This window comes from Pseudomonas sp. B21-053 (genome assembly GCF_026016365.1).
Lineage (GTDB): Bacteria > Pseudomonadota > Gammaproteobacteria > Pseudomonadales > Pseudomonadaceae > Aquipseudomonas > Aquipseudomonas nunensis.
This window is the reverse complement of sequence record NZ_CP087205.1, coordinates 6,891,326-6,915,700: the sequence shown is the minus strand read 5'-3', so window position 1 is coordinate 6,915,700 and position 24,375 is coordinate 6,891,326. Positions and strand designations below refer to the sequence as shown.

Genomic DNA, 24,375 nt, shown 5'->3' with positions numbered 1-24,375 from the left:
GGTCTGTATCCGTTTGCAAACAATGGCAGGAGTATAACCACCTTGTTTAAAACCATGGTCCAGAAACTGCGACGGTGCTCACACTTGGCCGTATTGCTGCCCATGGCGCAGCCAACGGTCAAGTAATGGGCTGACATGATCCGGCCAGCGTTCCAACAAGGCTTGGGCTGCATCGCGCACGGCGGGCAGTAAATCCGCGTCGCGCATCAGGTCCGCGACCTTGAATTGAAGCAGACCGGTCTGACGCGTGCCGAGCATTTCGCCGGGGCCGCGCAGTTCGAGGTCTTTTTCGGCGATGACAAAACCGTCGTTGGTTTCGCGCATGATGCCCAGGCGCTGACGGCCGATCTGTGACAGCGGCGGATGGTAGAGCAGCACGCAATGGCTGGCGGCGCTGCCCCGACCGACGCGGCCGCGCAATTGGTGCAGTTGCGCGAGGCCGAGGCGTTCAGGGTTTTCGATGATCATCAGGCTGGCGTTGGGTACGTCGACGCCGACTTCGATCACCGTGGTGGCGACCAGCAGTTGCAGGTTGCCGGCCTTGAACTCGGCCATGACTGCGGCTTTCTCGACGGGCTTCATGCGCCCGTGGATCAACCCGACCTTCAACTCGCCGAGGGCGGCGGTGAGGTCTTCGTAAGTGGTTTCGGCGGCCTGACAGGTCAGTTCTTCGGATTCTTCAATCAGCGTGCAGACCCAATAAGCCTGTCGCCCTTCGGCACAGGCGCCGCGTACCCGTTCGATCACTTCGACGCGCCGGGTGTCGGTGACCAGCACGGTGTTCACCGGCGTTCGGCCGGGCGGCAGTTCGTCGAGGATCGAGGTGTCGAGGTCGGCGTAGGCGCTCATGGCCAGCGTCCGAGGAATCGGCGTGGCGGTCATGATCAACTGGTGCGGGCACATCCGCCCACCAACGCCTTTCTGCCGCAACGCCAGGCGCTGCTGCACGCCGAAACGGTGTTGTTCGTCGATGATCGCCAGCGCCAGGTTCTTGAACTGCACTTCTTCCTGGAACAAGGCGTGGGTGCCGACCACCATCGGCGCACCGTTGGCGATCTGCTCCAGGGCGGCGACGCGGTTCTTGCCCTTGAGCTTGCCGGCCAGCCACGCGACTTCGATGCCCAGCGGTTCGAGCCAGCGCTTGAAGGTGATGAAGTGCTGCTCGGCCAGAATCTCGGTCGGCGCCATCAAAGCGACCTGATAACCGGCCTCCAGCGCTTGCAGCGCGGCGAGGGCGGCGACCACGGTTTTACCCGCGCCGACGTCACCCTGGATCAGCCGCAGCATCGGTTCGTGCTGACTGAGGTCGTAGGCGATTTCGTTGCCGACCCGTTGCTGGGCACCGGTCGGCGTAAAGCCGAGGTTGGCCAGGTATTTGGCCGGCAACTTGGTGGCTTTCGGCATCGCCGGGGCGCGCAGGGAACGCATGCTCTCGCGCAGACGCTGCTGGGACAGTTGGTGGGTCAGCAGTTCTTCGAAAGCCAAGCGATGCTGGGCCCAGTGATGACCGAGGGCGAGTTCGTCGACATCGGCATCGGCGGGTGGGTGATGCAGGTAACGGATCGCATCGGCCAGCGGCGCCAGTTGATAGTCCCGGGCCAGTTCGGTCGGCAGCCAATCGGGCAGGCTGGTCGGGCCGAGCAGGGTCAGGGTTTGCATGCACAGTTGGCGCAGGCGTTGCTGGGTCAGGCCTTCGGTGAGCGGGTAGACCGGGGTCAGGGTTTCATCCACCGGCGGCGGCTCGTCGCCAGTAATGGCGCGGTATTCCGGGTGGTAGATCTCCAGGCCCGACGCACCGGGCCGCGCTTCGCCGTAGCAGCGAATCCGCGTGCCGCGTTTCAGGCCTTCTTTCTGGGCGTTGCTGAAATGGTAGAAGCGCAGGCTGAGCCCGCCAGTGCCGTCCTGTATCCGCACCACCAGGCTGCGGCGTCGGCCCATGACCACGTCGGCGCCGCTGACGGTGCCTTCGATCACCGCATCCTGGCCGGGTCGCAAGTGGCCGATCGGGACCACGCGAGTGCGATCCTGATAGCGCAACGGCAGGTGAAACAGGACGTCCTGAAGATTCTCCAGGCCGACCTTGGCCAATTTCTCGGCCATGGCTTCACCGACACCCTTGAGTGCCGTTACCGACACTTGCGACAACTCGGTCATGGCAGCGACTTAACCGGCCACCACCGGCGCTTGCGGCTTGGCCACCGAGCACAGGCGAATGGAGTCAGCGAGGATTTCAATCGCCTTCGGCCGCGGGAAGCTGGCGCGCCAGGCGATGGCCACCGTGCGGAACGGCACTGGCGGCGACAGCGGACGCACCGCAATCACGCCGGGCGCGTAGTGGTGGCTGTCCACTGCCGACAGCGGCAGGATCGAAATGCCGAGGCCGGAGGCGACCATGTGGCGGATGGTTTCCAGGGAGCTGGATTCCACCGTGGTGTGCTTGGCGCCGTCGTTGCCTTTGCCCAGGGTCGGGCAGGCTTCCAGCACTTGATCGCGGAAACAGTGGCCTTCGCCGAGCAGCAGCAGGCTCTTGTCGTTGAGCAGGCCGGCGTCGATGGTTTCTTTCTGGGTCCACGGGTGCTGGGCCGGCATCAAGACGTAGAACGGCTCGTCGTAGAGCGGCAGGGTCAGCACGTCGGCTTCGTTGAACGGCAGGGCGATGATGATCGCGTCGAGTTCGCCGTTGCGCAGTTTGTCGCGCAGCACGTGGGTGAAGTTTTCTTCGATGTACAACGGCATCTGCGGGGCGACCCGGTGCAGTTGTGGAATCAGGTGCGGAAACAGGTACGGGCCGACGGTGTAGATCGCGCCGACTTTCAGCGGGGCGGTCAGCTGGTTCTTGCCGGCCTGGGCCAGTTCGCGGATGCCTTGGGCCTGTTCCAGGACCTTTTGTGCCTGGGCCACGATGCCTTCGCCGACCGGGGTCAGGCGCACGGCGCTCTTGCTGCGCTCGAAAATCAGCACACCGAGTTCGTCTTCAAGCTTTTTCACGCCCACCGACAGGGTCGGCTGGCTGACGTGGCAACGCTCGGCCGCGTGGCCGAAGTGCTGCTCTTGGGCGAGGGTAACGATGTAGCGTAATTCTGTAAGAGTCATAGCAAGCGTCCATGAAGTTGCGGGCCAAGCATACCGGCTGCAATCGATAGACGCACGTTATCAGAGAGAGTGTGTTGAGTGACACAGGGCAATGCGCGTTTGCCGCTGGCGGATATGCAAAAGGCACCTTTCGGTGCCTTTTTCATTTGTTGCATCGCCCGTGTGGGAGCGAGCCTGCTCGCGAAGGCGGTGTGTCAGCCAGCATGGATGCTGGAGGTGACGGCCTCTTCGCGAGCAGGCTCGCTCCCACAATGGTTCGGCGGTGGTTTAGCGACGGCGTTCCAGCGAGTAAACGAACGGTGCGACGATTTCGATCGAGCCGTTGTTCAGCATGTCGGCCGGTGGCTTGGGCAGCGGCTGGGCGCGCTTGATCATTTCCAGGGTGGCCCGGTCCAGATCGGCGTTGCCGGAGCGGCCCACCAGTTCGAACGACAATACATTGCCTTCGCCATCGACCACGAAACGCAGGCGGTTCAAACCTTCCTTGCCCCGGGATTGCGCGCTGGCCGGGTACTTTTTGTACTTGGCCAAGTGAGCGAGCAGGGTGCCTTGCCAACTGGCCTTGGCGGCCTGCTGCGCGGGCGATGGACCTGGTGCTGGCTGTGCGGACTTCTCGGTCGGGGCCTGGGTCGGTTGCGCGTCGCTCGGTTTGGCCTCGGACGGTTTCTCCTTCGGCGGCTCCGGCTTTTTCTCCACAGGCTTGGGCGGTTGTGGCTTGGGTTTGGGTTTGACCGGTTTCGGCACGGCAATTTCTGCCTTCGGCACTTCAGCCAGTTTCGGGATCGGTAGCTCTTCCACCGGGGCCGGTGGTTGCGGCGGCGTAATCACCTTAGGCGGTGCCGGCGGTGGCGGGGCCGGAACCGGCGCCAGTTCCACCATCATCGCCTGCGGTGGCAGCTCGATGGGCGGGCGCGCCGTCCAGTTCACCGCCAGCGCGATGGCCAGCGCATGCACGCCCAGCACCACGGCCAGGCTCCCGCTGTAACGCGTCAGCTTATGGCGCGTCGTGATCATTTCTTGACTGCCGTCTCAAGCCCGACCAGACCGACTTTCAGGTAACCGGCGGAGCGCAGGTTGTCCATCACGCTCATCAGGTCGCCGTAGTCCACGCCTTTATCGGCCTGGAAGAAGATCGTCGTGTCTTTCTTGCCCTTGGTCCGGGCGTCGAGTGTGGCGCCGAGTGCTTCGGCCTTCACTTCGTCTTCGCCGAGGAACAGGCGTTGGTCAGCTTTTACGCTGAGGAACACCGGTTTCTCTGGCCGTGGCGCCGGTTTGGCGCTGGAGGCAGGCAGGTCGACCTTGATGTCCACGGTAGCCAACGGCGCGGCCACCATGAAGATGATCAACAGCACCAGCATCACGTCGATAAACGGCGTGACGTTGATTTCGTGATTCTCGGCCAGATCGTCGTCCGCGCCTTCTTTCAAATGCAAGCCCATGGCTGATTACCCTACTTTGACCACGTGGGGTTGCGTGGAGCGCTCAGCGGTCGGCAGGTGATCCAGATCACGGCTGACCAGCAACAGGACTTCAGCAGAGGCGTCCGACACCTGCGCCTTGTAACCGGCGATGGAGCGGGCGAAGACGTTGTAGATCACTACGGCAGGAATTGCGGCAACCAGACCCAGCGCGGTAGCCAGCAGGGCTTCGGCAATACCCGGGGCCACAACGGCGAGGTTGGTGGTCTGGGTTTTGGCGATGCCGATGAAGCTGTTCATGATGCCCCACACGGTGCCGAACAGACCTACGAACGGCGCGGTGGAGCCGATGGTGGCGAGCACGCCGGTGCCGCTGCTCATGTTGCGACCGCACGCTGCAACCAGGCGCTCAAGACGGAAAGCGACACGTTCCTTGATGCCTTCTTTCTCGCGGCTGTTGACCGACAAGCGCATCTCTTCCAGCGCATCGTGAACCAGCAAATTGGCGAGGGTGCCTTGCTTGGTCGCGGTGGCGCTGGCTTCTTTAAGGGTGGTGGCTTTCTTCAGGTGTACGATTTCGTTACGCAGACGACGCTTGGCGCCCATCAGCTCGAAGCCTTTGGCAATCCAGATGGTCCAGGTGATGATCGAGGCGATGGCCAGGCCGATCATCACGATTTTCACGATAATATCGGCGTTCTGGTACATGCCCCATGGCGACAGGTCATGGGCCATGCCCAGGGTGTTGTCGGGTTCGAGGATTTCAGGTGCGTCGTCTGCAGCAGTGGCATCGACAGCCTGGACCGGGTCGGTTGCGGCCGGTGCAGCGGCGTGATCAGCTGGGGCTGGAGCGGTCGCAGCGGCTGGGGTGGCGGGTGCTGTTGCATCAGCGAACGCGGCGGTTGGCGCCAGCATCAGGCTGAGCAGCAGGGCGGCCACAGCGCTCCAGGCGCGAGGTCGTTTGGTTGGCGAAGCGGGGAATTGATTGCGTGTCATGCTGGCCGGACCTGAGAGAAAAATAGGGTGAATGTTCTTCCAGGCCTCGTAAGGCCGAGAACAAAAGTGGTCGGCATTATTGCAAGTAATTCTTGTTAACAGAAGTAATAGAGTCTCTTTTTTTCTTCCATTGCTAGCCGCTCGTCCCATACGGGCGCTAGTCTGTACCTTTCCTGAGGGAGTTTTCTGATGTCCGCGCCATCTGTTTTGATCGCCGGCTGCGGTGATGTCGGCAGTCGTCTGGCCACGCAATTACTGGCTTCGGGTTGGGAAGTTCACGGCTTGCGGCGTGACGTCTCGCGCCTGCCCGAAGGGGTGATTGGCGTTGCCGGCGACTTGTTCAACAAGGACTGTCCGGAAACCTGGCCAATCGGAGCGGTGGATTACCTGGTGTATTGCGCAGCAGCCACCGATCACGATGAGGCGGGTTACCGCGCCGCTTATATTCAGGGTTTGCAGCACGTGCTGGAATGGCTGGGCGATTATGGCCAGGTGCCAAATCGGCTGCTGTTCGTGTCCAGCAGCAGCGTTTATGGCCAGCAGGAGGGCGAGTGGGTCGACGAGACTTCGCCAACCGTGGCAGCGGGCTATTCCGGGCAAGTGATGCTGGAAGCCGAGCAAATTGCCCTCAATAGCGGCATCCCTGCGAGCATCGTCCGTTTGACCGGGATCTACGGTCCGGGCCGAGAGTTTTTGCTGACTCAGGTTCGGCGCGGCTATCGCGTGGCAATTGATCCGCCGCTGTACGGCAACCGCATTCACGCCGACGATGCGGCTGGGTTGATGGCGTATCTGCTGGAGGCTGATCAGCGTGGCGTGACGCTGGAAGACGTCTATATAGGCGTCGACGATGCGCCTGCGCCACTGGCTGACGTGGTGGGCTGGTTGCGTGAGTATCTGGGCGTGACCGAGTGGGCCGAGAACGAGAGTGTGCGCAGGACTGGCAGCAAGCGTTGCAGCAATGCACGGGCGAAAGCGCTGGGCTGGGAGCCGAAGTACCCGAGTTATCGCGAAGGCTATGCCGCGATTCTTGAGGGCCGCTGCTAACTTCCAGACACCCAAAACAACTGTAGGAGCGAGGCTTGCCCGCGAAAGCGATGTAACAGCCGACATAGATGTTGGCTGTTATGACGCTTTCGCGGGCAAGCCTCGCTCCTACAGGTTGCTATTCGTTTACTGTTTTTCCAGCAACCACTTGCGATCGCCCGGCGTAAACGAAGGCATTTCATCCGCCTGCGCCGTGTTCACAGCCTGGAAGATTTCCAGCTCTTTACCCTTGCGCGCAAAGATCCAGGTGTTGCCCTGGCCGTTCTGTTGCAACCACATATTGTCGTTGCCGCCGCTCATCGACGCGCAATCGCCCGCGAGGCACAGCGCATAACGATCCGCACCCGGCAGGCCGGCTACTTGGCCATCCGCCTGGAATTGCACGGTTTCGCCTTCACCCTGGCCGTTGACGATTTTCCAGCTGCCGCCCATATAAGCCGTGTACAGCGCGCGCTCGAAGCTCGCACCCATCGGCGCGCCTTCCGGGACTGGAATCAACGCGCGGTCGAAGACTTGCGCGGGTTCGTTGTCGTTCGCGACCTGGCTGAGTTGCTTGCCGTCGCGTCGCAACTCGCTGGCGGAGCTGCCATAGAAGTCGACTTTCCAGGCGCCGGACTCATCGGCCAGCAGCTTGCCTTCGACGTTTTCAAAGCCGTTGGTGTAGCGGGCCTGGCCGGCCTTGGTGTTGACGTCCCATTCCAGGTTCGGACCGTAAGCCTGGAGCGCTTCGCGCAGGGGGCCGCCCTTGGCGGCAGCATCGATGGCCACCTGGTTGATCCAGGTGCCGCTGATGTCACGGTCGGCAGGATTGCTGGCGCAGCCGCCGAGGAAAACGGCGAGCAAGGAGAGGGCAAGCGCTTTGCGCATGGTGGAATCCTTTCAAAACGAAAACGGCGCAGCCTTTCGGGGCTGCGCCGGATGTATTACTCGATGACCAGAATGGCGTCCATTTCTACCTGCGAACCCTTTGGCAGGGCTGCTACGCCGATGGCGGCTCGGGCAGGGTAGGGCTGGTCAAAGTATTTGCCCATGATCTCGTTGACCTTGGCGAAGTGGCTCAGGTCGGTGAGGAAGATGTTCAGTTTGACGATGTCCTTGAACGAGCCGCCGGCAGCTTCGGCCACGGCTTTCAGGTTCTCGAACACCTGGACGGTCTGGGCTTCGAAGCCTTCGACCAGTTCCATGGTTTTTGGGTCCAGGGGAATCTGACCCGACATGTAAACGGTATTGCCAGCCTTGATCGCCTGGGAATAAGTACCGATGGCGGCCGGGGCCTTGTCGCTGGTGATAACTGTCTTGGTCATGAATGACTCCTTGTAATGGGTGGGCTACGCACGCATGCGGGTGATGCGAATCACCCCGGTCAAGGCGCGCAGTTTCTTGATCACGCGGGCCAGGTGCACACGGTCGTGCACGCTGACCACCAGTTGGACCACGCTGATGCGACCATCGCGTTCGTCCATGCTGATTTTTTCGATATTGCCGTCGGCCGCGTTGACGCTGCTGGCCAGCAGGGCGATCAGGCCGCGCTGATGTTCCAGTTCGACGCGCAGCTCGACGTTGAATTCGCCGGTGACATCCTTGGCCCACGAGAGCTGGATGCATTTTTCCGGGTTGTGGCGGATTTCGCTGATGTTGCGGCAGTTGTCCAGGTGCACGACCATGCCTTTGCCCGCGGACAGGTGACCGACAATCGGGTCGCCCGGGATTGGCGTGCAGCACTTGGCGTAGCTGAGCACCAGGCCTTCGGTGCCGCGAATCGCCAGCGGACCTTCGGCGCTCGGCAGTTGTTCGCCTTCGCCCAGCAGGCGGCGGGCGACCACATAGGCCATGCGATTGCCCAGGCCGATGTCTTCGAGCAGGTCTTCGATCAGTTCCAGGCGATATTCGGTGAGCATCGCCTTGACGCGCTCGGCCGGGATTTTGTCCAGGGTGCTGTCGAAACCGTTGAGGACCTTGTTCAGCAAGCGTTCGCCGAGGCTGATGGATTCGGAGCGGCGTTGCAGTTTCAGCGCGTGGCGGATGTGGGTCCGCGCCTTGCCGGTGACCACGAAGTTGAGCCACGCCGGGTTTGGCCGTGCGCCGGGGGCGCTGACGATCTCGACCGTGGAGCCGCTTTGCAGCGGTTCGGACAGCGGTGCGAGTCGACGATTGATCCGGCAGGCGATGCAGCTGTTGCCGACGTCGGTGTGCACCGCGTAAGCGAAGTCCACCGCCGTGGAGCCTTTGGGCAGCTCCATGATCCGGCCTTTTGGCGTGAATACGTAGACCTCGTCCGGGAACAGGTCGATCTTCACGCTTTCGATGAATTCCAGCGAGTTGCCGGCGCGTTGCTGCATTTCCAGCACGCCTTTGACCCACTGGCGGGCACGGGCGTGAGTGCCTTTCGGTTGCTCGTCGCCGCTGGATTTGTACAACCAATGGGCGGCGATGCCGTTGTTGGCCATCTCTTCCATTTCACGGGTGCGGATCTGGATCTCGATCGGTACACCGTGCATGCCGAACAACGTGGTGTGCAGCGACTGATAGCCGTTGGCCTTGGGGATCGCGATGTAATCCTTGAAGCGACCCGGTAACGGTTTGTACAAATTATGCACAGCACCCAGCACGCGGTAGCAGGTATCGACCTTGTCGACGATGATCCGGAACGCGTAGACGTCCATGATCTCGTTGAAGGCCCGACGCTTGCCGCGCATCTTTTTGTAGATGCCGTAGAGGTGTTTCTGGCGCCCGCTGACTTCGCCCTGGATTTCATCAATCGCCAGGCAATGGCTGAGGGACTCTTCGATCTTGTTGACGATTTCCTTGCGGTTGCCCCGGGCGCGTTTGACCGCCTGGTTGATCCGCGCGGAACGCATCGGGTGCATGGCCTTGAAGCCGAGGTCTTCGAATTCTATGCGGATGGCGTGCATGCCCAGCCGATTGGCGATGGGCGCATAGATTTCCAGGGTTTCCTTGGCGATGCGTCGGCGTTTTTCGCCGGACAGCACTTCCAGCGTGCGCATGTTGTGCAGGCGGTCGGCCAGCTTGACCAGGATCACGCGAATGTCGCGGGCCATGGCCATGGCCATTTTCTGGAAGTTTTCAGCCTGGGCTTCGGCCTTGGTCTCGAAGTTCATCTGGGTCAGTTTGCTGACCCCATCGACCAGTTCGGCCACGGTTTCACCGAACTGCGCTTGCAGCGCTTCTTTGGCAATCCCGGTGTCTTCGATCACGTCATGCAGCATGGCCGCCATCAAACTCTGATGGTCCATATGCATGTCGGCAAGAATATTCGCCACCGCAAGAGGATGCGTGACGTACGCCTCGCCACTGCGGCGGCGTTGGCCGTCGTGGGCTTGTTCGGCGTAGAAATACGCTCGGCGGACCAGGTTGACCTGATCCTTGCCGAGGTAGGCCGATAAGCGATCGGCGAGGGCGTCTATGCTCGGCATGATGACTCCTGCCGTTCGCTGTGACCCCGCGCCGTGCTACGTCGACCAGGCATAGGCTTAGACGGCCTCGTTGGACTCGTCCTCGAACGCTGCGAACAGCGGTTCGTCTTCGACGATTTCAGCATTGGCGATGAACTCATAGCTCATCAGGCCTTCAGCGATTTCACGCAGCGCTACAACGGTAGGCTTGTCGTTTTCCCACTGAACCAGTGGCTCTTTGCCGCCGGTGGCCAGTTGACGGGCACGTTTGGTGGACAGCATGACCAGCTCAAAACGGTTTTCCACGTGGTTCAGGCAGTCTTCAACGGTTACGCGGGCCATGGTATTCCTCGGAGCGAATGCAATATGCGCGCTGCCCGGTTGGGCGAGCGGACTCAACAGTTTAAAAAATCACCAGCGATTAGGGAAGCGCTGATTTTTTGACCAAGCCCTTCAACGCGCTGCAAGTGCCAATGTAAAGCCCTGGCAGCGGTTTTGGGAAGAGCTGTTTAGCCGAGCAATTCGGCCAAAAGTTTTCCATTGCGTTGCTGCTGGCGTTTCTGATGCAGCTGATTGGCGCGGAAAATCGCCTTCAGATCGTGCAGCGCATGGGCGAAATCGTCGTTGATGATCAGGTAGTCGTAGTCGACGTAATGGCTCATCTCGCTGACGGCTTCACGCATCCGGCCATCAATGATCTCGTCGCTGTCCTGGCCGCGATTGGTCAGGCGCTGGTGCAAGGCCTGCAACGACGGCGGCAGAATGAAGATCGAACGCGCCTGGGGCATCAACTTGCGCACCTGCTCGGCGCCCTGCCAGTCGATTTCCAGGATCAGGTCGTGGCCCGCGTCCAGGGTCTGCTGCAAGTGGCTTTGCGAGGTGCCGTAGAGATTGCCGAACACTTCGGCGCGCTCCAGGAAGTCACCGTGTTCGCCCATCTTCACAAACGCTTCGCGGGAGACGAAGTGATAGTTCACGCCATCCACTTCACCGGGGCGCATGGCGCGGGTGGTGTGGGAAACCGAGACGCGAATGTCCTGGTCGGAGTCGGTCAGGGCCTTGACCAGGCTGCTCTTGCCCGCGCCCGATGGGGCGGAAATGATGTACAGGGTGCCGGTGCTATGGGTCATGTCGGGTTTGCCTTACTCAATATTCTGCACTTGTTCGCGCATCTGCTCGATCAACACTTTGAGGTTGACCGCAGCCGTGGTGCTGCGCGGGTCGAAGGCTTTGGAGCCCAGTGTATTGGCTTCGCGGTTGAGCTCCTGCATCAGGAAGTCCAGGCGCCGACCGGCCGCACCGCCGGACTTGAGCACCCGGCGAACTTCAATGATGTGCGTGCTCAGGCGATCCAGTTCTTCGGCGACGTCGCTCTTTTGCGCGAGCATGACCATTTCCTGTTCCAGGCGCTGCGGGTCCATCTCGGCTTTCATGTCGGCAAAGCGGTCGAGGACTTTCTGGCGTTGGGTGGCAAGCATCTGCGGAACCAGTTCACGCAGGGTCACCACGTCTTCTTCAATAGACGTCAGGCGCTCATTGATCAGGCGTGCCAGCTCCGCGCCTTCGCGCTCGCGGCCGGCCTTCAGTTCTTTGAGGCCTTGAGTGAACAGCGCCAGCGCCTCGGCGTTCAGGGCTTGCGGGTCAGTGGCGTCGCCCACCAGCACGCCGGGCCAGGCCAGCACTTCCAGCGGGTTCAATGCCGCGGGGTTCTTGATCAGGCCGGCGATCGTTTCAGCGGCAGCCACCAGTTGCGCGGCGCGCTCGCGGTCCACTTGCAGCGGTTTGCCAGTGCTTTCTTCGGTGAAGCGCAGGGTGCATTCCAGTTTGCCCCGGGACAAACCCTGGCGCAGGGCTTCGCGGACCGCGCCTTCGAGGTCGCGAAACGATTCCGGCAGGCGCAGGTGCGGCTCCAGGTAGCGGCTGTTGACCGAGCGCAACTCCCAGCTCAGGGTACCTTGGGCGCCGGCTTTTTCGACGCGGGCGAAGGCGGTCATGCTGTGCACCATGGAGGTACCTCGCAATGCAGGCCGGCGCGAAACCCTTGGGCTTCGCGGACCCGATATCAATGAATGTAAGCCGACTGGCAGCAAAGGCGCAGGATTGTAGCGCAGTGGGGCGGATGCGCCCAAACACACGCTGTGACAAAGGGCTGCAGGCCGTCGGTTATGTGCTTTGCGCGCCTTCAGCCGTCGGCCGGATTTTTTAGAAGTGCCCAGTCGTGGCTGGCGGCTCTATAATGCTCCGCAGTTTTCCGTCCCCAGTACAGGTATTCCCTATGAAACGTCCAAGTGGTCGCGTTGCCGATCAGCTCCGCTCGATCCGCATTACCCGCAACTACACCAAACACGCCGAGGGATCTGTGCTGGTCGAGTTTGGTGATACCAAAGTCATCTGCACCGTCAGCGTCGAGAATGGCGTGCCACGTTTCCTCAAAGGTCAGGGCCAAGGCTGGTTGACCGCTGAGTACGGCATGCTGCCGCGCGCCACTGGCGAGCGTAACCAGCGTGAAGCGAGCCGCGGCAAGCAAGGCGGCCGCACCCTGGAAATCCAGCGCCTGATCGGTCGTTCCCTGCGCGCCTCGCTCGACATGTCGAAGCTGGGCGATGTGACCCTGTACGTCGATTGCGACGTGATCCAGGCTGACGGCGGCACTCGCACGGCCTCCATCACTGGCGCCATGGTTGCGTTGGTCGATGCCTTGAAAGTGATCAAGAAGCGCGGCGGCCTGAAAGGCGGCGACCCGCTCAAGCAAATGATCGCGGCCGTTTCGGTCGGCATGTACCAGGGCGAGCCTGTGCTGGACCTCGACTACCTGGAAGACTCGGCTGCCGAGACCGACTTGAACGTCGTGATGACCAGCACTGGTGGCTTCATCGAAGTCCAGGGCACTGCCGAAGGCGCGCCGTTCCAGCCTGAAGAGCTGAACGCCATGCTCGAACTGGCGAAGAAGGGCATGAACGAGATCTTCGAACTGCAAAAAGCTGCACTGGCTGACTGATCGTTTCTACCCGGCAAAGGAGAGCGCCATGAGTGATGAACAACAGCTGCTTCCCACCCCGAGCCCCGAGGTTCGTCAGTGGGCCATGTTTTGTCATCTCTCGGCGTTTCTCGGGGTCTGGTTGCCCTTCGGCCATTTGGTCGGGCCGCTGATCCTCTGGCAGTGGAAACGGGAAACCGATCCGTTCATCGATGCCCAGGGCAAGGAAGCGCTGAACTTCCAGATCACCGTGGCCCTGGTCTCGGGCATCTGTTATTTGCTGATGCTGGTGTTGATCGGTTTTGCGCTGCTGCCGCTGGTGCTGATCGTGGCGATGGTGCTGTCGATCATTGCCGGGCTCAAGGCTAATGATGGGGTGCCTTATCGTTATCCCTTCACTTGGCGGTTGGTGAAATAGTCGACGACACAAATTCACTGTGGGAGCGAGCCTGCTCGCGAAAGCGTTCTGTCAGTCGCATTGATTTTGAATGTGATGACCCCTTCGCGAGCAGGCTCGCTCCCACATTGGAAAGTGGTCACGCACAAAAAAGCCGACAGCGATGTCGGCTTTTTTGTATCTGCGAAACGACGCTTAGATGGTCAGCGTCCAGTCGTAGTCCACGATCAGCGGTGCGTGTTGCGAGAACCGTGGCTGACGTGGCAGGCGTGCGCTGCGTACAAAGCGGCGCAGGCCCGGGGTCAGCAACTGGTAGTCGAAACGCCAGCCCAGGTTGAGCATCTCAGCCTGTTCGTTGTCCGGCCACCAGCTGTACTGGTCGCCTTCACGGCTGACTTCGCGCAGGGCATCGACATAACCCATGTTGCCGACAATCTCGTCCATCCAGGCACGCTCAGGTGCCAGGAAGCCCGGGGATTGCTGGCTGTCGCGCCAGTTCTTGATATCCAGCTTCTGTTGCGCCACGTACAGCGAGCCACAATAAATGTACTCGCGACGTTTGCGTCGCTGTTTATCCAGATAACGGGCGAAGTCGTCCATTAGCTTGAACTTCTGGTTCAAGTCTTCATCGCCATTCTGCCCCGAAGGGAGCAGCAAGGTCGCGATGCTGACCTTATCGAAATCGGCTTGCAGGTAGCGCCCGTAGCGGTCGGCCGTCTCGAAACCGAGACCGCTGATGACTGCCTTCGGTTGCAGCCGCGAATACAAAGCCACACCACCTTGGGCGGGAACTTCGGCATCGCAGGCATAAAGGAAGTAGCCATCCAGTTGGAAGGCTGGATCGTCCAGTTCAAAGGCGGAGGCGCGGGTGTCCTGCAGGCAGATGACGTCGGCATTCTGTGCTTGCAGCCAACTGAGCAAACCTCGCTCGACTGCAGCCTGAATACCATTGACGTTCACACTGATGATCCGCATAAATGGCCCCAAAAATCGCGTGCGTGTATGATACACGGCGTCAACCTAATTAGCTAAATCCGTGGTATTTGGGGTTTTTTTCATGCAAGCGTATCAGCGCGATTTCATTCGTTTTGCCATCGATCGCGGCGTTTTGCGCTTCGGTGAGTTCACCCTGAAGTCCGGGCGCACCAGTCCTTACTTCTTCAATGCCGGCCTGTTCAACAGCGGTTCGGCCCTGGCGCAACTGGGTCGTTTCTACGCGGCAGCCATTGTCGAGAGCGGTATTGCGTTCGACGTTCTGTTTGGCCCTGCGTACAAAGGCATCCCATTGGCGGCGACTACCGCAGTGGCTTTGGCTGAGCATCATGAGCGTGACCTGCCATGGTGCTTCAACCGCAAGGAAGCCAAGGCTCACGGCGAAGGCGGCAGCCTGGTTGGCGCACCGCTGACCGGCGATGTGCTGATCATCGACGACGTGATCACCGCCGGCACCGCGATTCGCGAAGTGATGCAGATCATCGCTTCCCAGGACGGCGCCAAGGCCGCCGGCGTGCTGATCGCCTTGAATCGTCAGGAGCGTGGCAACGGCGAGTTGTCGGCGATCCAGGAAGTGGAACGCGACTTCGGGATCCCGGTGATCAGCATTGTTTCGCTGAACCAGGTGCTCGAGTTCCTGGCAGACGATCCGCAGCTCAAGCAGCATTTGCCAGCCGTAGAAGCCTACCGCGCCCAGTTCGGCGTCTGACACCCATCCCTGTCGGACGGGATTGTGTGGCGAGGGAGCTTGTTCCCTCGCCACGCATAAGTGTCTCCCGCCCAATTTGGTGTCTGGCGCCGCGGACCTGTAGGAGCGAGGCTTGCCCGCGAAGAGGCCATTACATTCAGCATCCTTGTTGACTGATACACCGCTTTCGCGGGCGAGCCTCGCTCCTACAGGGATTGCGTCGTTAGTGCAGTCTTTGCCATTTCCCTACCAGTTGTAGCGCCAACCTCAGGTTGAATAGCGCAAACACCATCAGTGCCACGACGACTAACACGTACAGCGTTCGGTCCACGTCGAAGTCCCACAGATCCAGTGTGCTGGTGCTCATGATCCTCACGGCGGCCGGTAGGTTGACGTAAAACAGCGCCATAAACGCCGCCGTCAGCGGAAGGGCGCAGCCGAACAAAACGTTCATCACCTTTGTCCTGCTGCGTTTCCTCGCCAGCGGCCCTGACTGTTTTTCATCCAGCTCCAACGCTTCATGCAGCCTGGGCCATGCCAGGTTGAACATGAAAGTGGTCAGGGTCAGCAGCAAGCCACTGACCGCCACAATGTCACTGAACGGCATTGATCCCCAGAGTCGCGCACAGCAAGTCGTGGGAATCCTCGCTGATCTCGAACTGCCCGGCGCTACCTTTGCGCTTGGTGATGGGTTTGAAGGTCGGCTCGTTTTGAGTAATCAGCATGTTCAGCTCATCACGGATGACATCGGAGCTGATCACCACCAGATACACCGTCTGCGCGTGCTCCGCAGACGCGATCACCGCTCGCATGCTGTGCTGCAATATCTCGTCCAGCTGATTGCGAAAGCGTGAAACCGTGTTTTTCAGCAGGGTTTTGCTTTGGCTCTGGGTCAGCTGGAAAATCGTCGATATCTGCGATTCGGTCGGCAAGGTCTGCCCGAAGTAGTTTTGAATCAGATACAGCAAGCGATCCTGTTTCGCTTCATCCGCCCGGCTGGGCATTCCACCTTCGACCAGCATTTTCAGGTATTCGGTCAGGCTTGCCTTGGCGATACGCTGTAGAGCATGGGCAATTTCACCGTCGGAAATCCTCAGGGTTTTCTTGACCGGCTCCTTTTGCTCCTGTTCGAAAGCCTGGGCGTCGATCGTGAACGAGATCTGCATGGCTCAGTCCTCCGCGATTACTTGCCGGACTTCTTCGGGTAGGGGTCTTCCTCCGCGTCGCCTTGGCCAGTCAGGATTTTCCAGCCGTTTTTCAAGTGCACGGAATCCAGGCGTTGCGGGCATGGAGGCAAGGATTTTTTCGATTGATTGGAATATTCGTAACCGCAATCGGCGCATTCGTACGTGCCTGCGGACACGTCGCTTCCATTGGGTGCGTAAACTTTTTGCATGGGGAAGATCTCCTGTGGGTACACGGAAGATCCTAGGCAGATTCCTTCTTTTGCGATGTCGGACGCTTCCCGCAGCGGCGTCAGGCATTTCCTATAAGCAAAAAAAGATCGCAGCCTCCGTCAGTTCCTACAAGGCGTTGAGTACACCTGTAGGAGCTGTCGAAGGCTGCGATCTTTTGTTTTTCTGGAATCAGGGGCGCTTGCGATTGCTGATCAAAGTACCCACACCGGTATCGGTGAAGATCTCCAGAAGAATCGCATTCGGCACCCGGCCATCAATGATCAGGGCACTTCCCACGCCGCCCTGAACCGCTTCCAGCGCGCAACGGATCTTCGGCAGCATGCCGCCGTAGATCGTGCCGTCGGCGATCAGGTCGTCGACTTGCTGGGTGGTCAGGCCGGTGAGGACCGTGCCTTGCTTGTCCATCAGGCCGGCGATGTTGGTCAGCAGCATCAGCTTTTCAGCTTTCAGCGCTTCAGCCACTTTACCGGCCACCAAGTCAGCGTTGATGTTGTACGACTCGCCGTTGGCGCCCACGCCGATCGGCGCGATCACCGGGATGAAATCGCCTTTTACCAGCAGGTTCAGCAGGTCGGTGTTGATGCCGACCACTTCGCCCACCTGGCCGATGTCGATGATTTCCGGTTGGGTCATCTCCGGTGTCTGGCGCGTTACGGTGAGCTTTTTCGCACGAATCAGCTCGGCGTCTTTACCGGTCAGGCCGATGGCGCTGCCGCCATGACGGTTGATCAGGTTGACGATGTCCTTATTGACCTGGCCGCCGAGGACCATTTCCACCACGTCCATGGTCTGCGCGTCAGTTACGCGCATGCCATCGATGAAGTGGCTCTCGATCGACAGGCGCTTGAGCAAGTCGCCGATCTGCGGGCCGCCACCGTGAACCACCACCGGGTTGATGCCCACGGCTTTCATCATCACGATGTCGCGGGCGAAGCCGGTTTTCAGCTCCTCGCTTTCCATCGCGTTGCCGCCGTATTTGATCACCAGCGTCTTGCCGACATAGCGGCGGATGTAAGGCAGCGCTTCGGACAGGACCTTGGCGGTGTTGGCGGCGGCTTCGCGTTCGAGGGTCATTCAGGGCTCCGGGTGGATCGTTCAATCAAAACGGTAGTTGGAGATCAGGTGCAACACGCTTCAACTGGACTTTGAAAACGTCCTTGATGCGCTGCAATTCAGCCTCGTCATCAGCCTCGAAACGCAGGACCAGCACCGGTGTGGTGTTGGACGCGCGCACCAGGCCCCAGCCTTTGGCGTAGTCGACTCGCACGCCGTCAATGGTGGTCAGGTCAGCGCCTTCGCCCCACTTCGCGTCGTGCAATGCATCAATGATGCTGAATTTGCTCTCTTCGGTCACATGGATATTGATTTCCGGCGTAGAAATATCGTTCGGGAAGGTCGCAAACAGCTCTTCCGCAGTGGATTTTTCCTTGCTGAGGATCTCCAGCAGCCGCGCGGCGCTGTAAATGCCGTCGTCGAAACCGAACCAGCGCTCCTTGAAGAAGATGTGCCCGCTCATTTCGCCGGCCAACAGGGCGCCGGTTTGTTTCATTTTCTTTTTGATCAACGAGTGACCGGTCTTCCACATTAGCGGACGACCGCCGTATTCCTTGATCAGCGGCGTGAGGCGGCGGGTGCATTTGACGTCGAAGATGATCTCGGCGTCCGGGTTGCGCTCCAGCACGTCGCGGGCGAACAGCATCAGCAGGCGGTCCGGGAAGACGATGCTGCCGGTGTTGGTCACCACGCCGACGCGGTCGCCATCGCCGTCGAAGGCGAGGCCCAGGTCAGCGTTGGTTTCCTTGACCTTGGCGATCAGGTCGACGAGGTTTTCAGGCTTGCCCGGGTCCGGGTGATGGTTCGGGAAGTTGCCGTCGACGTCGCAGAACAGCGGGATGACTTCGCAGTTCAGCGCTTCGATCAGCTGCGGGGCGATTACGCCGGCCGCGCCGTTACCGCAATCGACTACCACTTTCAGGCGGCGGGCGAGTTTGATGTCCTGGACGATTTCGGTGTTGTAGCGATCGAGGATCTCGACCTTGGTGATGCTGCCCTTACCGCTGCTCAGGTTGTTGGTCTTGAGGCGTTCGTGCAGGGCCTGGATCTGTTCGTTGGCCAGGGTATCGCCAGCGATGACGATCTTGAAACCGTTGTAGTTCGACGGGTTGTGGCTGCCGGTCAGCATCACACCAGACTTGCCGGCCAATACGTTGGCCGCGTAGTACAGCGCAGGCGTAGGCACCAGACCGACGTCGCTGACGTGGCAACCGCTGTCGGCCAGGCCCTGGATCAGGCGTTCGACCAGTTCCGGGCCAGACAGGCGACCGTCACGGCCAACGGAAACGTTCGGTTCATTCTGGGCCAGACTTTGGGCGCCGATGGCGCGGCCGAGCCAGTAAGCGGTTTCACCGTTCAAGAATTCCGGGACGGTGCCGCGAATATCGTAGGCGCGGAAGATGCTGTCGGGGAACTTGGGTGCGACTTGGGCTGGGCTGTTCATCTGTGGAAATGCTCCATTTCGAAAGTGACTGGACCTGTCCGGGAATAACTCGTTGGCAGGCACAAACTGAAGGGTATGACGGCGTTTTCCACAGAGAGTTCGTGGTGTGCAAAGGCCATGACCCCGGTTTCAGCGCGCACTTGACCGGCCAATCCCTTGATTTTCGAAGCTAAAACTATCGCTGATGTTGGCGCAATTTTGTGACAAGAGAGCTTCCCCTGTAGGAGCTGCCGGAGGCTGCGATCTTTTGATTTTCGATTTCAAGATCAAAGGATCGCAGCCTTCGGCAGCGCCTACAGAAGAGGGCATCTATCGGATCAATGGCTACCCGAATGACCGAAACCGCCGGCACCGCGCTCGGTTTCGACGAACTCTTCGACCATCTCGAAGTGCGCCTGAACCACGGGTACCAGAACCAGCTGAGCCAGACGCTCGCCCACTTCCAGGGTGAAATCCTTGTCGCTGCGGTTCCAGCACGAAACCATCAGCGGGCCTTGATAATCGGAGTCGATCAACCCGACCAGGTTACCCAGCACGATCCCGTGCTTATGGCCCAGGCCGGAGCGCGGCAGAATCAGCGCCGCCAGGCCCGGATCGCCGATGTAGACCGACAGGCCTGTGGGGATCAGCAAGGTTTCGCCCGGCTTGATCACGGTGTCTTTTTCCAGCATGGCGCGCAGGTCGAGGCCGGCGGAGCCTGGGGTTGCGTACTGCGGCAGCGGAAAGTCGGTACCGATGCGGGGGTCGAGGATCTTGGCTTGCAAAGCGTGCATGTAAATTAAACCTGGTTCAGACGGTCGGCGATAAAAGTGATCAGCTGGCGAGCAATCTTGCTCTTGCTGGTCTGGGCGAAGAGTGTGGCGTGTAGCTCACGGTCGATCACGCTGCAGGCGTTTTCTTCGCTGTTGAAGCCAATGCTCGGGTTGGCGACGTCGTTGGCGACGATCAAATCGAGGTTTTTGTCTTTCAACTTGCGCGCTGCGTAATCGAGCAGGTGTTCGGTTTCGGCGGCGAAACCGACACTGAACGGACGGTCGGGGCGAGTGGCGATGGTGGCCAGGATGTCTGGGTTACGCACCATTTGCAGGACAAAGCCGTCGCCGCTCGTAGGGTCTTTCTTCAATTTTTGCGGGGCGACGACTTCCGGACGGTAGTCCGCAACCGCTGCCGAGGAAATGAACACGTCGCACGGGATCGCGGCTTCACACGCGGCGAGCATGTCGCGGGCACTGACCACGTCGATGCGCGTGACGCGATCCGGGGTCGGCAAGTGCACCGGGCCGCTGATCAGGGTCACGCGGGCGCCGGCTTCCACTGCCGCTTCGGCCAGGGCAAAGCCCATTTTCCCGGAGCTGTGGTTGGTGATGTAGCGCACCGGGTCGATGTTTTCCTGGGTCGGGCCGGCGGTGATGACCACGTGCTTGCCGGTCAATGCCTGACGCTGGAAGCAGTCCGCCGCGCACTGGGCGAGGTCGGTGGCTTCGAGCATGCGGCCCATGCCGACGTCGCCGCAGGCCTGGCTGCCGGAGGCCGGGCCGAAGGACTTGATGCCGCGACTTTCGAGCAGTTGCAGGTTGGCCTGGGTGGCCGGGTCGCGCCACATGGCCTGATTCATTGCCGGTGCCACGGCGACTACGGCATCGGTGGCCAGCACCAGCGTGGTCAGCAGGTCATTGGCGATGCCTTGGGCCAGACGGGCGATCAGGTCTGCGGTGGCAGGGGCGACCAGCACCAGGTCGGCCCATTTGGCCAGCTCGATGTGGCCCATGGCAGCTTCGGCCGCCGGGTCCAGCAGGTCGAGGTGAACCGGGTGGCCGGACAAGGCCTGCATGGTCAGCGGGGTGATGAACTCGCTGCCGCCACGGGTCATGACCACGCGCACTTCGGCGCCCTGGTCGATCAGGCGGCGAACCAGGTCGGCGCTCTTGTAGGCAGCAATGCCACCGCCGACGCCCAGAACGATGCGTTTCCGATACAGCCGCTGCATAGGTCTGCCTTTCATTTCGTTGATGACTGCAAGGCGAACCCCCCTCCCCAGGAGTGAAATCGCCCGCAAAAAAGATGGGCTACGATATCACAGCGACCGCTACGGAACAGCGGCGCCCACAGACCAGGGAGGTGTTATGAGTATTCGTGATTGGCCGGTGGCGGAACGGCCGCGGGAGAGGTTACTGGAGTTGGGCTCGGCGAGTCTTTCGGACGCCGAGTTGCTGGCGATTTTTTTACGTACAGGCGTCTCCGGCAAAAGCGCGGTAGACCTGGCGCGACACTTGTTAAGTCAGTTTGGCAGCTTGCGTTCGCTGCTGGAGGCTGATCAAAAAACGTTCAGCAGCCAATTAGGGCTCGGGCCCGCAAAATTCGCTCAATTGCAGGCGGCCCAGGAAATGGGTCGACGGCATTTGGCGGAGCATTCGCGGCAGAAGTCGGCGCTGGAAAACCCGCAGGCTGTGCGTGATTACCTGAAGGCGATGCTCCGTCATGAACCCCACGAGGTGTTTGGTTGCCTGTTTCTGGATTCAAAGCATCGGGTGCTGACGTTTGAAGCGCTGTTTCGCGGTTCCATCGACAGCACCAGTGTTTACCCGCGACAGGTGGTCAAGCGCGCCCTGGCGCACAACGCCGCTGCGCTGATCCTGTGCCACAACCACCCCTCGGGTAACCCCGACCCCAGCCAGGCCGACCGAATGCTGACCAAGCGCCTGCAGGAAGCGTTGGAACTGGTGGATGTGCGGGTGCTTGATCACTTCATTGTTGGGGATGGCGAGCCGCTGTCGATGGCGGAGTATGGGTGGATGTAAGCCTTAGCAAGCCTTCTCCCCCGTAGGAGCTGTCGAGTGAAACGAGGCTGCGATCTTTTGACTTTGATTTTTTAAGATCAAAAGATCGCAGCCTCGTTTCACTCGACAGCTCCTACGGGAGGCGGGGCGGTTACTTCAGGCTGACTTTGGAGTAATCCTGCCGACCAAACGGGCTCACCGAATAACCCTCGACATCCTTGCGCGTCAACGCGAACGCCGTCGGATGCGCCAGCGGCAGCCACAATGCCTGCTGCTGAATCTGCGCCTGGGCCTGTTCATACAGCTTGGTGCGTACGCCTTGCTCGCTGGTGGTCTTGCCAGCGCTGATCAGCTTGTCCAGATCCTGGTTGCAGTAACGGGCGAAGTTGGTGCCGGACTTGACTGCGGCGCAGGAAAACTGCGGCGTGAGGAAGTTGTCCGGGTCGCCGTTGTCGCCGGCCCAGCCCATGAACAGCAAGTCATGCTCGCCGGCCTTGGCGCGGCGGATCAGCTCGCCCCATTCAATCACGCGGATTTCGGCCTGGATGCCGATTTCCGCCAGATCAGATTGCAGCAGTTGGGCGCCGAGGCTCGGGTTCGGGTTCAGCAAACTGCCGGAAGGGCGGGTCCAGATGGTGGTCTGGAAGCCATCCTTGAGCCCGGCCTTGGCCATCAATGCCTTGGCCTTCGCTACGTCGTGCGGGTAACCCGGCAAGCCTTTGTTGTAGCTCCAGGTGTTCGGCGGGTATGGGCCATTGGCCGCTTCGGCGGTGTCTTCGAATACAGCTTTGAGGTAGTTGGCCTTGTCGAAGGCGAGGTTGATCGCCTGACGCACTTCAGGCTTGTCCAGCGGCGGATGCTGACTGTTGATGCCGACGAAAGCGGTCATGAAGGCGTCAGTCTTTTCCACTTTCAGCGTCGATTCCTGCTTGGCGGCCACCACATCCAGCGGTTTTGGCGACAGAGCGATCTGGCACTCGTTGCGGCGCAACTTCTGCAAACGCACGTTGGCGTCCGGAGTGATGGCGAAGATCAGGGGATCTACCGACGGCTTGACACCGAAATAGTCCGGGTTGGCCTTGTAGCGAATCGACGCGTCTTTCTGGAACCGCGTGAAAACGAACGGGCCACTGCCGATCGGCTGGCTGTTGAGCTTCTCCGGGGTGCCGGCCTTCAACAGTTTGTCGGCGTATTCAGCCGAATAAATCGAGGCGAAGCCCATGCTCAGGGTGGCGAGGAAGGTCGAGTCCGGGTGATCGAGGGTGAAACGCACGGTCAGTGGATCGAGGGCGTCGATCTTCTTGATCAGCGCCGGCAGTTGCATCGACTGGGCGTGGGGGAAGCCGCTCTGGGCGACTTTGTGCCACGGGTGGGCCGGGTCGAGCATGCGGTCGAAGCTGAACTTCACGTCTTCAGCGCTCAAATCGCGGGTCGGGCTGAAGTAATCGGTCTTGTGGAATTTCACCTGCGGGTGAAGCTTGAAGACGTAAGTCAGGCCGTCGGGCGTGACCTCCCAGCTGTCCGCGAGGCTGGCGACCACTTTGCCGCTGGCGGTATCGAAGTCCACCAGGCGATTCATCAACACATCGGCCGAGGCGTTGGTGGTGGTCAGCGAGTTGTATTGCACCACGTCGAACCCTTCAGGGCTGGCCTCGGTGCAGACGGTCAGGGCGGCGGCATGGGCCAGAGGGCTCAGCAGCAGTGGGGCAAGCAGCAGCGGTAGGGCAGCGAGGCGCATGGTCGGATTCCTTTACAGATCGAAGGCCCATCTGCAAGTGCAGTCTGGAAAAGGCTTACCCTAGTGGGCTCTTTTGCAAATGACTATCCCCTTTTTCATTTTGGGGCGACTATAGGCGCCTTATTTGGCTGTGCGCGGTTTCACAACGCTCCGGATTGGCGTGTTGGCCGATGCTCTGCGACGAGCGGTCGCCATCGACGACAGCCTTTGTCCAAGGCGCTCGTAGCCCGAAAAATGGGCTTTTTGTGAATTCATCGCACACAGAATGTTGTTGCTCTGAGGTCTTTCTGGTATAAAGCAGCGCTCTTTTCTAGGGGCCCGGTTCCTTCACTGTAGGTGTAGCCGGTAAGACCTCTAAAGAAACGCGGCGCCTGGCGCCAAATGACTGAGAGATTAAGCGGCCAACCCATGCCGGGTTGGGCATGTGGTTTTAGAGGGCTGAGGCATGTCGAGAGTATGTCAAGTTACCGGTAAGGGTCCGGTGACTGGGAATAACATTTCCCACGCAAACAACAAAACCCGTCGTCGTTTCCTGCCGAACCTGCAGCATCACCGCTTCTGGGTTGAAGAAGAGAAACGTTTCGTGCGTCTGCGCGTATCTGCCAAAGGCATGCGTATCATCGACAAGCGTGGCATCACTGTCGTGCTGGCCGAAATCCGCAAAGCTGGCAAGATCTAAGGGAGCTAATCATGCGTGAATTGATTCGTTTGATTTCGAGCGCCGGTACTGGTCACTTCTACACTACCGACAAGAACAAGCGTACTACCCCGGACAAAATCGAGATCAAGAAATTTGATCCGGTTGTTCGCAAGCACGTGATCTACAAGGAAGGCAAAATCAAGTAATTGATTTTTCCGACTTATGAAAAAGGCCCGTATCGCGAGATACGGGCCTTTTTTATTGCCTGCGGGTTATGTGTTGC

26 protein-coding genes and 1 pseudogene are annotated in these 24,375 nt (G+C 60.1%); 7 read left to right on the top strand and 20 right to left on the bottom strand.

Annotated elements, in window-relative coordinates:
• Positions 1 to 78: 78 nt before the first annotated feature.
• The 5 genes from recG to exbB form a co-directional block, all read right to left on the bottom strand.
• Positions 79 to 2,154 (bottom strand): ATP-dependent DNA helicase RecG, encoded by a 2,076-nt coding sequence (gene recG, locus LOY68_RS31165; RefSeq protein WP_054048424.1) that lies wholly within the window; start codon positions 2,152 to 2,154, stop codon positions 79 to 81.
• 9 nt (positions 2,155 to 2,163) lie between these two features.
• Positions 2,164 to 3,093, bottom strand: coding sequence for a hydrogen peroxide-inducible genes activator (locus LOY68_RS31160; protein WP_054048426.1), 930 nt, complete (start codon positions 3,091 to 3,093; stop codon positions 2,164 to 2,166).
• Positions 3,094 to 3,360: 267 nt separating this feature from the next.
• Entirely contained in the window at positions 3,361 to 4,107 is a 747-nt protein-coding gene (locus LOY68_RS31155) for a TonB family protein (RefSeq protein ID WP_054048428.1), read from the bottom strand.
• Positions 4,104 to 4,532 (bottom strand): TonB system transport protein ExbD, encoded by a 429-nt coding sequence (exbD, locus tag LOY68_RS31150; RefSeq protein WP_008150131.1) that lies wholly within the window; start codon positions 4,530 to 4,532, stop codon positions 4,104 to 4,106. The genes LOY68_RS31155 and exbD overlap by 4 nt, the downstream gene beginning before the upstream one ends.
• A gap of 6 nt (positions 4,533 to 4,538) precedes the next feature.
• Positions 4,539 to 5,507 carry a tonB-system energizer ExbB gene (gene exbB / locus LOY68_RS31145; protein ID WP_265041779.1) on the bottom strand — a complete coding sequence of 323 codons (969 nt, stop codon included), beginning with the start codon at positions 5,505 to 5,507 and terminating at the stop codon, positions 4,539 to 4,541.
• A gap of 189 nt (positions 5,508 to 5,696) precedes the next feature.
• Here exbB and LOY68_RS31140 point away from each other — a divergent pair, with 189 nt between their 5' ends.
• The gene (locus tag LOY68_RS31140) at positions 5,697 to 6,554 is read left to right on the top strand and encodes an SDR family oxidoreductase (RefSeq protein ID WP_265041777.1); all 858 of its coding nucleotides are present in this window, start codon (positions 5,697 to 5,699) and stop codon (positions 6,552 to 6,554) included.
• A gap of 126 nt (positions 6,555 to 6,680) precedes the next feature.
• Here the strand turns inward: LOY68_RS31140 and LOY68_RS31135 are convergent, their stop codons facing one another.
• The 6 genes from LOY68_RS31135 to LOY68_RS31110 all read right to left on the bottom strand — a co-directional run bounded on the left by LOY68_RS31135 (position 6,681) and on the right by LOY68_RS31110 (position 11,973).
• Complete coding sequence (locus tag LOY68_RS31135; protein ID WP_163910643.1) at positions 6,681 to 7,421, bottom strand: hypothetical protein; 741 nt, start codon at positions 7,419 to 7,421, stop codon at positions 6,681 to 6,683.
• Between the two features lie 56 nt (positions 7,422 to 7,477).
• Positions 7,478 to 7,858, bottom strand: a complete 381-nt coding sequence (locus tag LOY68_RS31130) for a RidA family protein (RefSeq protein WP_003229509.1) — start codon at positions 7,856 to 7,858, stop codon at positions 7,478 to 7,480.
• Between the two features lie 24 nt (positions 7,859 to 7,882).
• Positions 7,883 to 9,988, bottom strand: coding sequence for a bifunctional GTP diphosphokinase/guanosine-3',5'-bis pyrophosphate 3'-pyrophosphohydrolase (gene spoT, locus LOY68_RS31125; RefSeq protein WP_265041767.1), 2,106 nt, complete (start codon positions 9,986 to 9,988; stop codon positions 7,883 to 7,885).
• A 57-nt stretch (positions 9,989 to 10,045) separates the two neighbouring features.
• Positions 10,046 to 10,309 carry a DNA-directed RNA polymerase subunit omega gene (gene rpoZ / locus LOY68_RS31120; protein WP_007894670.1) on the bottom strand — a complete coding sequence of 88 codons (264 nt, stop codon included), beginning with the start codon at positions 10,307 to 10,309 and terminating at the stop codon, positions 10,046 to 10,048.
• A 167-nt stretch (positions 10,310 to 10,476) separates the two neighbouring features.
• The gene (gene gmk, locus LOY68_RS31115; RefSeq protein ID WP_054048438.1) at positions 10,477 to 11,097 is read right to left on the bottom strand and encodes a guanylate kinase; all 621 of its coding nucleotides are present in this window, start codon (positions 11,095 to 11,097) and stop codon (positions 10,477 to 10,479) included.
• A gap of 12 nt (positions 11,098 to 11,109) precedes the next feature.
• Complete coding sequence (locus LOY68_RS31110) at positions 11,110 to 11,973, bottom strand: YicC/YloC family endoribonuclease (RefSeq protein ID WP_054048440.1); 864 nt, start codon at positions 11,971 to 11,973, stop codon at positions 11,110 to 11,112.
• 269 nt (positions 11,974 to 12,242) lie between these two features.
• Between LOY68_RS31110 and rph the strand changes: the two genes are divergently transcribed.
• On the top strand, positions 12,243 to 12,965 hold the full coding sequence (rph, locus tag LOY68_RS31105; protein ID WP_163910644.1) for a ribonuclease PH: 723 nt from the start codon (positions 12,243 to 12,245) through the stop codon (positions 12,963 to 12,965).
• Positions 12,966 to 12,993: 28 nt separating this feature from the next.
• On the top strand, positions 12,994 to 13,362 hold the full coding sequence (locus LOY68_RS31100; protein ID WP_265041761.1) for a DUF4870 domain-containing protein: 369 nt from the start codon (positions 12,994 to 12,996) through the stop codon (positions 13,360 to 13,362).
• Positions 13,363 to 13,536: 174 nt separating this feature from the next.
• Here the strand turns inward: LOY68_RS31100 and LOY68_RS31095 are convergent, their stop codons facing one another.
• A complete protein-coding gene (locus LOY68_RS31095; protein ID WP_003176915.1) occupies positions 13,537 to 14,316 on the bottom strand; it encodes an exodeoxyribonuclease III in 780 nt (259 codons plus the stop codon).
• Positions 14,317 to 14,398: 82 nt separating this feature from the next.
• Between LOY68_RS31095 and pyrE the strand changes: the two genes are divergently transcribed.
• A complete protein-coding gene (gene pyrE / locus LOY68_RS31090; RefSeq protein WP_265041728.1) occupies positions 14,399 to 15,043 on the top strand; it encodes an orotate phosphoribosyltransferase in 645 nt (214 codons plus the stop codon).
• Positions 15,044 to 15,245: 202 nt separating this feature from the next.
• On the opposite strand, the gene LOY68_RS31085 is transcribed toward pyrE, so the two are convergent.
• The 7 genes and pseudogenes from LOY68_RS31085 to coaBC form a co-directional block, all read right to left on the bottom strand.
• Positions 15,246 to 15,629 (bottom strand): hypothetical protein, encoded by a 384-nt coding sequence (locus LOY68_RS31085; protein WP_163910646.1) that lies wholly within the window; start codon positions 15,627 to 15,629, stop codon positions 15,246 to 15,248.
• Positions 15,616 to 16,188 (bottom strand): hypothetical protein, encoded by a 573-nt coding sequence (locus LOY68_RS31080; RefSeq protein WP_054048450.1) that lies wholly within the window; start codon positions 16,186 to 16,188, stop codon positions 15,616 to 15,618. The genes LOY68_RS31085 and LOY68_RS31080 overlap by 14 nt, the downstream gene beginning before the upstream one ends.
• A gap of 17 nt (positions 16,189 to 16,205) precedes the next feature.
• On the bottom strand, positions 16,206 to 16,418 hold the full coding sequence (locus LOY68_RS31075; RefSeq protein ID WP_054048452.1) for a hypothetical protein: 213 nt from the start codon (positions 16,416 to 16,418) through the stop codon (positions 16,206 to 16,208).
• Positions 16,419 to 16,608: 190 nt separating this feature from the next.
• The gene (argB, locus tag LOY68_RS31070) at positions 16,609 to 17,514 is read right to left on the bottom strand and encodes an acetylglutamate kinase (protein WP_054048454.1); all 906 of its coding nucleotides are present in this window, start codon (positions 17,512 to 17,514) and stop codon (positions 16,609 to 16,611) included.
• A 25-nt stretch (positions 17,515 to 17,539) separates the two neighbouring features.
• Positions 17,540 to 18,916: pseudogene (locus LOY68_RS31065) on the bottom strand (phosphomannomutase/phosphoglucomutase); the annotation flags it as partial.
• Between the two features lie 338 nt (positions 18,917 to 19,254).
• A complete protein-coding gene (dut, locus tag LOY68_RS31060) occupies positions 19,255 to 19,710 on the bottom strand; it encodes a dUTP diphosphatase (RefSeq protein WP_054048458.1) in 456 nt (151 codons plus the stop codon).
• A 5-nt stretch (positions 19,711 to 19,715) separates the two neighbouring features.
• Positions 19,716 to 20,924, bottom strand: coding sequence for a bifunctional phosphopantothenoylcysteine decarboxylase/phosphopantothenate--cysteine ligase CoaBC (gene coaBC / locus LOY68_RS31055; RefSeq protein WP_265041724.1), 1,209 nt, complete (start codon positions 20,922 to 20,924; stop codon positions 19,716 to 19,718).
• 136 nt (positions 20,925 to 21,060) lie between these two features.
• Between coaBC and radC the strand changes: the two genes are divergently transcribed.
• Positions 21,061 to 21,735, top strand: coding sequence for a RadC family protein (radC, locus tag LOY68_RS31050; RefSeq protein WP_163910648.1), 675 nt, complete (start codon positions 21,061 to 21,063; stop codon positions 21,733 to 21,735).
• A gap of 130 nt (positions 21,736 to 21,865) precedes the next feature.
• On the opposite strand, the gene LOY68_RS31045 is transcribed toward radC, so the two are convergent.
• Positions 21,866 to 23,452: an ABC transporter substrate-binding protein gene (locus tag LOY68_RS31045; RefSeq protein WP_265041721.1), complete on the bottom strand. Its 1,587-nt coding sequence runs from the start codon at positions 23,450 to 23,452 to the stop codon at positions 21,866 to 21,868.
• Between the two features lie 445 nt (positions 23,453 to 23,897).
• Here LOY68_RS31045 and rpmB point away from each other — a divergent pair, with 445 nt between their 5' ends.
• Positions 23,898 to 24,131 carry a 50S ribosomal protein L28 gene (gene rpmB / locus LOY68_RS31040; protein ID WP_007894701.1) on the top strand — a complete coding sequence of 78 codons (234 nt, stop codon included), beginning with the start codon at positions 23,898 to 23,900 and terminating at the stop codon, positions 24,129 to 24,131.
• An 11-nt stretch (positions 24,132 to 24,142) separates the two neighbouring features.
• Positions 24,143 to 24,298, top strand: a complete 156-nt coding sequence (gene rpmG, locus LOY68_RS31035; RefSeq protein ID WP_007894709.1) for a 50S ribosomal protein L33 — start codon at positions 24,143 to 24,145, stop codon at positions 24,296 to 24,298.
• Positions 24,299 to 24,375: the final 77 nt, after the last annotated feature.

Coding starts and splice junctions, on each gene's coding strand:
- exbB (WP_265041779.1), bottom strand. CDS start 5,507: ATGACACGCAATCAATTCCCCGCTTCGCCAACCAAACGACCTCGCGCC.
- LOY68_RS31140 (WP_265041777.1), top strand. CDS start 5,697: ATGTCCGCGCCATCTGTTTTGATCGCCGGCTGCGGTGATGTCGGCAGT.
- rph (WP_163910644.1), top strand. CDS start 12,243: ATGAAACGTCCAAGTGGTCGCGTTGCCGATCAGCTCCGCTCGATCCGC.
- LOY68_RS31155 (WP_054048428.1), bottom strand. CDS start 4,107: ATGATCACGACGCGCCATAAGCTGACGCGTTACAGCGGGAGCCTGGCC.
- LOY68_RS31100 (WP_265041761.1), top strand. CDS start 12,994: ATGAGTGATGAACAACAGCTGCTTCCCACCCCGAGCCCCGAGGTTCGT.
- LOY68_RS31085 (WP_163910646.1), bottom strand. CDS start 15,629: ATGCCGTTCAGTGACATTGTGGCGGTCAGTGGCTTGCTGCTGACCCTG.
- LOY68_RS31080 (WP_054048450.1), bottom strand. CDS start 16,188: ATGCAGATCTCGTTCACGATCGACGCCCAGGCTTTCGAACAGGAGCAA.
- LOY68_RS31160 (WP_054048426.1), bottom strand. CDS start 3,093: ATGACTCTTACAGAATTACGCTACATCGTTACCCTCGCCCAAGAGCAG.
- LOY68_RS31075 (WP_054048452.1), bottom strand. CDS start 16,418: ATGCAAAAAGTTTACGCACCCAATGGAAGCGACGTGTCCGCAGGCACG.
- gmk (WP_054048438.1), bottom strand. CDS start 11,097: ATGACCCATAGCACCGGCACCCTGTACATCATTTCCGCCCCATCGGGC.
- argB (WP_054048454.1), bottom strand. CDS start 17,514: ATGACCCTCGAACGCGAAGCCGCCGCCAACACCGCCAAGGTCCTGTCC.
- rpoZ (WP_007894670.1), bottom strand. CDS start 10,309: ATGGCCCGCGTAACCGTTGAAGACTGCCTGAACCACGTGGAAAACCGT.
- spoT (WP_265041767.1), bottom strand. CDS start 9,988: ATGCCGAGCATAGACGCCCTCGCCGATCGCTTATCGGCCTACCTCGGC.
- rpmG (WP_007894709.1), top strand. CDS start 24,143: ATGCGTGAATTGATTCGTTTGATTTCGAGCGCCGGTACTGGTCACTTC.
- rpmB (WP_007894701.1), top strand. CDS start 23,898: ATGTCGAGAGTATGTCAAGTTACCGGTAAGGGTCCGGTGACTGGGAAT.
- dut (WP_054048458.1), bottom strand. CDS start 19,710: ATGCACGCTTTGCAAGCCAAGATCCTCGACCCCCGCATCGGTACCGAC.
- pyrE (WP_265041728.1), top strand. CDS start 14,399: ATGCAAGCGTATCAGCGCGATTTCATTCGTTTTGCCATCGATCGCGGC.
- recG (WP_054048424.1), bottom strand. CDS start 2,154: ATGACCGAGTTGTCGCAAGTGTCGGTAACGGCACTCAAGGGTGTCGGT.
- coaBC (WP_265041724.1), bottom strand. CDS start 20,924: ATGCAGCGGCTGTATCGGAAACGCATCGTTCTGGGCGTCGGCGGTGGC.
- LOY68_RS31095 (WP_003176915.1), bottom strand. CDS start 14,316: ATGCGGATCATCAGTGTGAACGTCAATGGTATTCAGGCTGCAGTCGAG.
- LOY68_RS31135 (WP_163910643.1), bottom strand. CDS start 7,421: ATGCGCAAAGCGCTTGCCCTCTCCTTGCTCGCCGTTTTCCTCGGCGGC.
- exbD (WP_008150131.1), bottom strand. CDS start 4,532: ATGGGCTTGCATTTGAAAGAAGGCGCGGACGACGATCTGGCCGAGAAT.
- radC (WP_163910648.1), top strand. CDS start 21,061: ATGAGTATTCGTGATTGGCCGGTGGCGGAACGGCCGCGGGAGAGGTTA.
- LOY68_RS31130 (WP_003229509.1), bottom strand. CDS start 7,858: ATGACCAAGACAGTTATCACCAGCGACAAGGCCCCGGCCGCCATCGGT.
- LOY68_RS31110 (WP_054048440.1), bottom strand. CDS start 11,973: ATGGTGCACAGCATGACCGCCTTCGCCCGCGTCGAAAAAGCCGGCGCC.
- LOY68_RS31045 (WP_265041721.1), bottom strand. CDS start 23,452: ATGCGCCTCGCTGCCCTACCGCTGCTGCTTGCCCCACTGCTGCTGAGC.